Annotated in this window: 8 protein-coding genes; 2 read left to right on the forward strand and 6 right to left on the reverse strand. The window is 40.1% G+C overall.

The window, feature by feature from the left end; genetic code table 11:
• Positions 1 to 609 precede the first annotated feature (609 nt).
• The gene (locus IQ244_RS31670) at positions 610 to 1,392 is read right to left on the reverse strand and encodes an RDD family protein (RefSeq protein WP_193900628.1); all 783 of its coding nucleotides are present in this window, start codon (positions 1,390 to 1,392) and stop codon (positions 610 to 612) included.
• A 134-nt stretch (positions 1,393 to 1,526) separates the two neighbouring features.
• Entirely contained in the window at positions 1,527 to 2,381 is an 855-nt protein-coding gene (locus IQ244_RS31675; protein WP_193900629.1) for a glycerophosphoryl diester phosphodiesterase membrane domain-containing protein, read from the reverse strand.
• Between the two features lie 708 nt (positions 2,382 to 3,089).
• Between IQ244_RS31675 and IQ244_RS31680 the strand changes: the two genes are divergently transcribed.
• A complete protein-coding gene (locus tag IQ244_RS31680; RefSeq protein ID WP_193900634.1) occupies positions 3,090 to 4,043 on the forward strand; it encodes a stage II sporulation protein M in 954 nt (317 codons plus the stop codon).
• Positions 4,044 to 4,077: 34 nt separating this feature from the next.
• Here the strand turns inward: IQ244_RS31680 and IQ244_RS31685 are convergent, their stop codons facing one another.
• The 4 genes from IQ244_RS31685 to IQ244_RS31700 form a co-directional block, all read right to left on the reverse strand.
• Complete coding sequence (locus IQ244_RS31685; protein WP_193900630.1) at positions 4,078 to 4,524, reverse strand: DUF1269 domain-containing protein; 447 nt, start codon at positions 4,522 to 4,524, stop codon at positions 4,078 to 4,080.
• A gap of 148 nt (positions 4,525 to 4,672) precedes the next feature.
• Positions 4,673 to 5,362 carry an SDR family NAD(P)-dependent oxidoreductase gene (locus IQ244_RS31690; protein ID WP_193900631.1) on the reverse strand — a complete coding sequence of 230 codons (690 nt, stop codon included), beginning with the start codon at positions 5,360 to 5,362 and terminating at the stop codon, positions 4,673 to 4,675.
• Between the two features lie 80 nt (positions 5,363 to 5,442).
• Entirely contained in the window at positions 5,443 to 6,231 is a 789-nt protein-coding gene (locus IQ244_RS31695; protein ID WP_193900632.1) for a class I SAM-dependent methyltransferase, read from the reverse strand.
• Positions 6,232 to 6,368: 137 nt separating this feature from the next.
• Positions 6,369 to 7,199: a dienelactone hydrolase family protein gene (locus tag IQ244_RS31700; protein ID WP_193900635.1), complete on the reverse strand. Its 831-nt coding sequence runs from the start codon at positions 7,197 to 7,199 to the stop codon at positions 6,369 to 6,371.
• Positions 7,200 to 7,691: 492 nt separating this feature from the next.
• Between IQ244_RS31700 and IQ244_RS31705 the strand changes: the two genes are divergently transcribed.
• A complete protein-coding gene (locus IQ244_RS31705; RefSeq protein WP_193900633.1) occupies positions 7,692 to 8,375 on the forward strand; it encodes a glutathione S-transferase family protein in 684 nt (227 codons plus the stop codon).
• Positions 8,376 to 8,767 lie beyond the last annotated feature (392 nt).

Raw genomic sequence — 8,767 nt, forward strand, 5'->3', positions numbered from 1 at the left:
ATTTTACCCTCTAGCTTTGAGACATCACAGTTACCTATAATGCCCCTTTGGGCGGGTACTGGCATTGACACTCGCCAGGAGTATTTCTGAGATACTCACTCTCGTCGTGCAACCGATAGTCGCACCAATCCCTAATAGGGATTAATTAAAGTTGCAACATACTCCCATACTTTTTTAGAAAGGCGGCTCTTGTTTCAATCCCTAATAGGGATTAATTAAAGTTGCAAATCAGTCAACGGATATACTTGATGTTAATCAGTTTGTTTCAATCCCTAATAGGGATTAATTAAAGTTGCAATCATTCTCGGCAATTTGTTTTTGTAAAAGCTGGGTTTCAATCCCTAATAGGGATTAATTAAAGTTGCAACGCGGAAGCCAGAAAGCTAAGGTGTATTTAGTTTTCAAGGTTCGATTTCGCGGATGGTGTGATTGTATCATCTCACAATTGAAGTCGCTTGACACAAAAATGCTGAAACGTAGTCTAGGAAAGGTGCGCGGATGTTTTCAATTAAATTTTTCTGCTAAGGCTTGCACCATGAGGAGTACAGCGATTTTGCCTCAACCTTGATTTTCTACACCTACCCATCCGCGCCGCCAGCAGCAAAAATACTAAAATTCTTTGTGTTGATAAGCTAAGTAAATAGCCTCTAAAAATACATCAGGCGCAACTTCTGGCAGTTGATCTAGATTTACAATCGCTGCAACTTGTTGAGTTAACTTAGACGCAAGTGCAACTCTTGATTTGGATGCCATTGCGCCACGTCGCTGCAAATATTCCCGAATGATGGCAAAGTCATCTGGTAAAAGTTGAGATAAATCGGCAATGCCAGATAATTCTGTATAAAGCGACTTAGCTTGTTCAGAAATTGTGAAAGTTGCTGATGCGATCGCTCTTTCTGCCTCAATCACAATTGTACCAGCCGCCCAATCACCCACGCGCTTTTCCCGGTGACTAAACATAATTAAAAAAGCGCCCAGAAATAAAAATTCGTCTAAAGGTCGCAGTAAGGCGCGTAAAGTTGTCTGTGCTAACCCAACAGGTCTACCATCATCTCGCACAACGCGAATTTTAGCAAAGCGTTTTCCTGGGGTTTGTCCTTGCCATAGTGTTTCAAAAAATACAAAATAACCAACGTAAATTCCAAACAGAAGTAAAAAGGTAATGGCTATTAACCACAGTCCAACTTGTGAAGCAATAGTATTTTGATTCTCCAAAACATCAGCTAATTGACCAGATATAGAAATCCAGCTAAAGATACATACTAATAAAACGATAGCCAATACCAAATAGTCAATTAGTAAAGCCCAAGCACGGCTACCTATACCAGCCAGGGTAAATTCTAATTCGACACTTTCGGGGGTGCGAAATTTAACGCGGTTAAAAAAGTGCATAATAATATTTGTAATAGTAAGTAGAACGGTGCAAATAAACCGAAGTATGTAACAAAAAATAAACTCGCTGAAAACCTCTTCCCTTCTGTCTTCTGCCTTGTCATAACGACAATTTTTAACACCAACCTACTTATTTAAATTTCGCGATCGCGTAACTGCAAGCCCAACCCTTCACGGCGACTGCGTAAGTCATAATAAATCACTGCTTTAATTGTTTGCCAAAACGGCACAATCACAGCACTGCCACCAAAACTTAAAGCCAGAATTAACACAGCATAAACTAAAGTAAAAAATCCAGGATTTTCTTCAATCAATGACGCAAAAACCAACTGAATAATTCCCGAAACAATTTGAACTGCAATTTGAATTGGGATGGTAATCAAAAAAGCCACAAAGGAAATAAACATAATCCGCCAAACATAACCTTGGGTTAACTCCCAACTGCGGCTAATAGTTGATGTTGCATCAATATTCTCTTCAATGGCTAAGGGTACATCCACCAAATAAAACCGCGTTAATAGCCACAAAACTGCCACAAAAGCCGCCATACCTATCACAATAGCGATCGCAATCAACAAAAGAATACTAGCAGGATTTCCTTGTTGACCAGATCCCCCAACCAATGCTGCTGATAAAACACTAAACAGGGTAACTAAAATTACCCCACCAACAAGAATCCCTATACCGACAAGAAACATTAACAGCATCATCAGCAAAAATTGCCACTTCCGAGAATTGACAAAGCGCTCACCTGATGAAACACTCTCAGGTTGATTCACTAATTCGCCAAAAGCCAGCCGAGAAATCAGCGCGATGAGAGCGTAACATTTTGCCCATCCATAAACAGGTATTATTACCCATATATATGCTCTCAAAGCCAGTAAAAAATAATCCTTCAGATGAGAACGATACAAGCGCATTCCGGCACTGACAACATTTCCAACGCTGAGTGGTTGTATGGGACTAGGAGAATTAATGTTTTCCGACATGATACCAAATTTCCCTGAAACTACAGTTGTGAATTTGTGGCTATCTTAAGGTAGGTTATAGCCATTCGTAATTCGTAATTTGTAATTCGTAATTAAGAAATGTAGGCACTATCGAGGTTTTTAGCTGAATTAGTGACTAATTTTTAGAAAATCAATCCTCATTGTTAACCTAAAATCTAACAATCCTCAATGATTTAACGCCGTGTGCAACTTTCGCTCAAACCTCACCCCCAACCCCTTCCCTACAAGGGAAGGGGAGCAAGAATCAAAGCCTCTCCCCTGAGAGGCTACGGTGTACACACAAATGTTCGTTGAGTACATCTGTCCCGCCTCGGAATGAATTCCGAGTCTCATAGCGCAAGTCATCTGAAGATGACTGAGCTAAAAATGTCTTCCAGTCCACGCTTTGTGGACTTTGGCTATGAGCCTGGAACTTTAGTTCTAGGCGGGATGTGGTTGAACATGAAAATTTTTGACTTGTGTATACACCGTAACCCCTGAGAGGAGAGCAGGGCTGTTTCATTTTCCAGAGAAAATAAGTTTAGCACAGGGTATTAGAGGGGCAGGGAGACTCTATCCTCTACGACTAACCTAAATTCAAACGAAAAAATAAGACTTTCAGATTTTTCTTCTCAGAATGAAACAGCCCTGCTGAGAGGAGAGGGGTTTGTGGCATATCGCATTATTTACAAATTACTCCCCTACTTTATGAATATTCAACGATGGATTGCACGACGCGAACCAAATTGGCAGCGTTTAGATACCTTATTAAAGCAAGTAGAAAAAAAAGGACTCAAGTCAGTCAGCGCCGAGGAAATTCGAGAATTAGCAAGTTTATATCGTTCCGTAGCGGCTGATTTAGCCCGCGCCCGTACACAACAAATTGGTCAAACTTTAATTCAAAGTTTGCAAAATTTAACTACCCGCGGTTACACGCAGATTTACCAAGGTTCGCGCCGACAAGAATGGCGGGCGGCGGCGGAATTTTACCGTTGGGGATTACCATCTGTAGTGCAGCAAACATTTCCCTACATTGCGTTGGCTACAGGTTTGTTTTTGCTGGGGGCATTAGTTGGTTGGTGGTATGCTTGGCAAGACCCAACATTTATGTCGCTCGTAGTACCACAACGGCTAATTTCTCAGGTACGGGATGAGCATAAATTATGGATGGGATCGATTGTCGGCATTGAACCGTTAGCATCCAGCAGCATCATGATTAATAATCTTTCGGTGTCTTTTGGCGCGGTTGCTGGTGGAATCTCTGCGGGATTATACACAACTTATTTAATGATATTCAATGGTTTATTAATTGGTGCTGTGGGTACTTTAGTCGGTCAAAATAACTTGGCTTATCCTTTTTGGGCTTTTGTGTTTCCCCACGGTGCTTTGGAATTACCAGCAATATTTTTTGCTGGCGGTGCAGGTTTATTATTAGCCAGAGCAATTTTATTTCCTGGTAAATATCGCCGTGGTGATGCTTTAAAGTTTTATGGTTCCCAAGCTGCACAATTAGTATTTGGGATTGTGCCAATGTTAATTATTGCTGGTACGATTGAAGGCTTTTTTTCGCCTAATCCCAATGTGCCAGATCCCATCAAATATCTTGCTGGACTCGGATTATTTGTGTTTTTGGTGTTGTATTGTAACCGCAAACGTCGTTAATTAATTTCATCTCTGTCGTTCACGGTAGAACTAGTTAGATTTTTTGAGGATTTTTCTTTAAATACTCAATTTGCTCTTTAGATAGAGTTGTTCTAATTAACTTGCCTTCAAATCGATGAAATTCTGCAATTATTTTTTCGGGATCAGCATAATTAATTAAAACAAATATAGCCGATGAATTAGGGGTTAAAGCTGCTTCAACTTCGGTTAAGAAACTACTTTCAAACACACTTTCTTTAATGGTAAGAAAGCGATGAAAAAAAGTAGCGCTAATGATCCCACCCCAAAGTTCATTACTCAGATCACCAGGTTTGACTAAATCATGATAGGGTTTAACCCTTATCTTACCCTGTGCATTTTTTGTGATTACAACAGCATCTTCTAAATCAGCTAAATGCTCTTGTTCTAGTTTCAGTAGTTCTAGCAGCATTTCATCTGCTTTATATTTATCATTAAAGCTGATTACTACTAATTCACTCATAGTATTTCTATTATGATTTTTTATATTTCTTAGCTGTATCCACTTTTACCCTATAAATTGTTGGTTGTTAAGATGTGTAGGATACAAAAACAGCAATATTTATGTCGATCATGGAGTAAATGCGGCTGATAACTGTCCATTCGCTGTACTAAAATGTTTCCACCCAAGGCCGTAATTCAACTTCCCATGTCCAAGCACTGCGGGGTTGACGGAGAATGTTGAGGTAAGTTTGAGCGATCGCATCTGGATCTAGTAAACTATCAGGCTTATCCGTGGTTTCTTGTCGTATCGCCGAACGAATTCCACCATCAATAATAAAGTGCGCCACATGAATATTCTGCGGCGCTAGTTCACGCGCAATACTTTGAACTAAACCCCGCAAAGCAAATTTACCCATCGCAAAGGGCGCAGAACGTGGATAACCTTTGACACTAGCCGACGCACCTGTAAAGAAAATTGCCCCTTCACCTAATTTCAGCATTCGTTTAGCGGCGGCTTGGGCTACCAAAAAGCCACCATAAGCAGTAATTTCCAGCGATTTTGCCACTTCGCTAGGGTCAAGGTCAATTAACTTACCTGTAACTCGGAAACTTGGATTATAAACTACAACGGTTGGCGCTCCTAACTTTTGTTCTACATCGTTGAACAGTTGGTTGACTTCGTTTGGTTGAGAAGCATCACAAGCAAAACTAACTGCGCCAATCTCTTGAGACAATGTACTCAGCTTATCAATTTGTCTTGCAGCTAACCCAACCTTCATCCCTTCCGCCGCGAACAAACGCGCGAGGGATGCACTTAGTCCATTACCAGCACCAACAATTAATGCAGTGGTTGTCATTGAGTTTATTTCTCCAATTCAGATTGCAAATTTAATTTACTGGTTTTACTGTCGCTAATTCAGCTAATTTCGATATGATTTCAGACTATTCTATAAGCCCAAATTTCAAACTTTGCTGGAGAAGAAATAATTTTATCCAACGAACCATAATGATTGAGACAAAATTCTTTCAAATCATTGATAGCTAAATGATATTGATCATCTGCTAATCCCCAACATAAACCGTAGGCTCGTGATTGAAAAAAACTTATTAGTTCTTCAACTGTATTGTTAACCGTCCATTCTTTAGCTACTAAGTAATTTGATCTGTACCCTTTTTGATGTAAATATCCTTCTACATCTATTTTTTGTATTGCTGTAGAAATTGGCTTTGATACTTCATACTTAGATAGTATTTTTCGGAAATATCCTTCAAATTCTCTTCTGGCTGGAGGAGTAATCCATTGACAATTAAGATACCAACCTTCTGGCTTTAGCACGCGCTCAATATCGTCTAAAAATACTTTCCAATCAGCAACAGTATGGAGGACATGAACAGTTAATACAACATCAAAACTGTTATCTGGAAAAGCTAATTGTGAAGCATCAGCCTGAATTAGCCGCAAATTTTTAGGAGTACCATTTAATTTTTGACGGCACTGGTTTAGCATTTCTGCTGAGATACCAATTCCTGTTACTGAATAGCCCCATTTAACGAGAGGAATAATATTTAATCCTGTACCGATACCTGGTTCTAAAAAAGATGTTTCAGGTGTGGCACATACAAGTTTAATAATAAAGTCTGCTACTTCTTCTGCAACTGTCTCTGATAACCAGCGTGTTTGGTCATAGATTGGGGCAATATTATCGTAGTAGTTAGACTTTTTCATATAAGACTCATATTTGATTTTTGAAAAAACTGAAGTATCTGTAAGGTGGGCATTAACAAATATATCTCCTAGTTGATTGAGAGTTTGACTGAAAATGCCCACCCTACAAATAAGCAGTCTTTCACTACATACGATGATTACACGCCATATTTTTTAAACCATGCTTGGAGTTTTTTCCAGCCCTCTTTGGCTTCTTTCTCGCGGTAAGATGGGCGATAATCTGCAAAAAAGGCGTGGGGTGCATCTGGGTAGATGATAATTTGAGATTTGCTGCTACTGGATTTGAGGCGATCTCTCATTTGCTCTACAGTATCTACAGGTATGCCTGTATCTTTACCGCCGTAGAGTCCCAGAACAGGTACTTTTAATGTTGATGCGATATCAATGGGATTTTTAGGTGTGAGTTCTGTAGAATTACCCACAAGTCTGCCATACCAGGCTACACCTGCTTTGACTTGGGGATTATGTGCAGCATATAGCCAAGTAATTCTTCCACCCCAGCAAAAGCCTGTAATTCCCACTCTCTTGGCATTTCCCTTAGCTGATTTTACTGCCCAATTGACTGTTGCATCTAGGTCTGATAACACCTGTACATCGGGGACTTGAGCTACTACCTGACGGATTTCGTCTATGTTGCTTAATTTTGACACATCACCTTGACGCACAAATAATTCTGGTGCGATCGCTAAATACCCCAACTTGGCAAAGCGGCGACAAACATCCTGAATATGCTCATGGACACCAAAAATTTCTTGAATCACCAAAACCACGGGAAAATTACTCCCAGTCGCAGGTACGGCTCTATAAGCAGGAATTTCGCCATCTTTTACCGGAATTTTCACCGCACCCGCAGTTAAACCCTTATTATCGGTGGTAATTACTTTGGCAAACACAGGCTGCACTGCTATAACAAAGCCTGTCGTCAGGGTGGCTGTGGTGATAAATTGGCGACGTGATATTTCTTTCATCATTTTTAATTATTGCAGTAGAAAATGACCTGATAATACCCAGCCATCAGAGACGGGAAAAGTTGGCTTGACTAACTATTAGTATCACTAAGTATTACATATTTGCCAGATTAGCAGAATATGAAAAGAAATCAGCACAGAGAATCCAGGAATTAGAATACCTCATATTTCCAGGACTTACGCACAAAAATGTTTTGTTAGGAATGGGTGTAAGGGTATAAGGGTTTTGAATACCTACACCCTGGTTACTGAGCGCAGTCGTTCGCGGAGCGTCCCGCAGAGAAGTACACCCCTATACCCCTTCAACCTTCCCTCTGTAGTCAGATATTTCGCTGCCTAGCCCTACTTGTGTTTCCCAAAAGTATGTGCAATACTTTGAGATATTCTACGGTAAGTCTATAAAGTTATAGTACTTTAATTAATTCCCTAAGTAAACCTGAGTTTGCTTATACTTCAGGGTTTCATTAAAACTACCATACAAGGAAAAATTTCATGAGTAACCTACAACTTTACTTTGCTAAAGCTTCTACCTTTTCCCAGAGAACCCGCGTAGTTTTGCTAGAAAAGAAAATTGACTTTACGCCAATTGAAATTGACTTACAGAACAAACCATCTGATTTCACGCAGATTTCCCGCTATGGTAAAGTGCCAGCAATTAAGCATGGGGATGTAGAAATTTATGAATCTGCGGTGATTAATGAATATCTAGAAGAAGTCTTTCCAGAGCCAGCTTTGTTACCTCATGATCCTACGACAAAAGCGATCGCGCGGATTTGGATTGACTACGCCAATACTCGCTTTGTCCCCGCATTTAACAAATTCTTGCGTGGTAAAGATGCTCAAGAACAAGAACAAGGGCGGAAAGAATTTGTCGAAGCCCTGTTATATATTGAGCAAGAAGGATTAGGTAAGTTATCTGGTAACGGCCCTTATTGGTTGGGTGAAAAATTCAGTTTAGTTGATATCAGCTTCTATCCCTGGTTTGAGCGTTTACCCCTCCTCGAACACTTCCGTAAGTTTACATTACCAACAGAAACACCCCGCTTGCTGCAATGGTGGAATGCTGTAGAAAATCGTGAGTCTATTCAAGCAGTTGCAAATCCTGTGAATTTCTATTTAGAAAGATTCGCCAAGATTCTTGGTGAACCTAATGGTGTTGCGGTTGCTCAAAAGTAGTTTAACTTTTGAAACTCAACAATTCCATTAATTATAGAAGAACCTCTCGGACGGGAATCTGCAATGTACACACCAGTCAAAAATTTTCATGTTTAGCCACATCCCGCCTAGAACTAAAGTTCCAGGCTCATAGCCAAAGTCCACAAAACGTGGACTTGAATATATTTCTCGTTGAGTCATCTTGAGATGACTTGCGCTATGAGACTCGGAATTCATTCCGAGGCGGGACAGATGCACTCAATCAACATTTGTATGTACACCGTAACCCTCTTCTGTCACTTTCCGAGTATTCTAAATAAAAGGATTAAAAGAAAAAACTCTGGAAGGTAAGCAGGGCAATGGATGTGGAATTACAAATCCTGAAACATTTACGTCGAGACGCTCACCCAACA

This window comes from Nostoc sp. LEGE 06077 (assembly GCF_015207705.1).
Classification (GTDB): domain Bacteria; phylum Cyanobacteriota; class Cyanobacteriia; order Cyanobacteriales; family Nostocaceae; genus Nostoc_B.

Coding starts and splice junctions, on each gene's coding strand:
- IQ244_RS31670 (WP_193900628.1), bottom strand. CDS start 1,392: ATGCACTTTTTTAACCGCGTTAAATTTCGCACCCCCGAAAGTGTCGAA.
- IQ244_RS31675 (WP_193900629.1), bottom strand. CDS start 2,381: ATGTCGGAAAACATTAATTCTCCTAGTCCCATACAACCACTCAGCGTT.
- IQ244_RS31680 (WP_193900634.1), top strand. CDS start 3,090: ATGAATATTCAACGATGGATTGCACGACGCGAACCAAATTGGCAGCGT.
- IQ244_RS31685 (WP_193900630.1), bottom strand. CDS start 4,524: ATGAGTGAATTAGTAGTAATCAGCTTTAATGATAAATATAAAGCAGAT.
- IQ244_RS31690 (WP_193900631.1), bottom strand. CDS start 5,362: ATGACAACCACTGCATTAATTGTTGGTGCTGGTAATGGACTAAGTGCA.
- IQ244_RS31695 (WP_193900632.1), bottom strand. CDS start 6,231: ATGAAAAAGTCTAACTACTACGATAATATTGCCCCAATCTATGACCAA.
- IQ244_RS31700 (WP_193900635.1), bottom strand. CDS start 7,199: ATGAAAGAAATATCACGTCGCCAATTTATCACCACAGCCACCCTGACG.
- IQ244_RS31705 (WP_193900633.1), top strand. CDS start 7,692: ATGAGTAACCTACAACTTTACTTTGCTAAAGCTTCTACCTTTTCCCAG.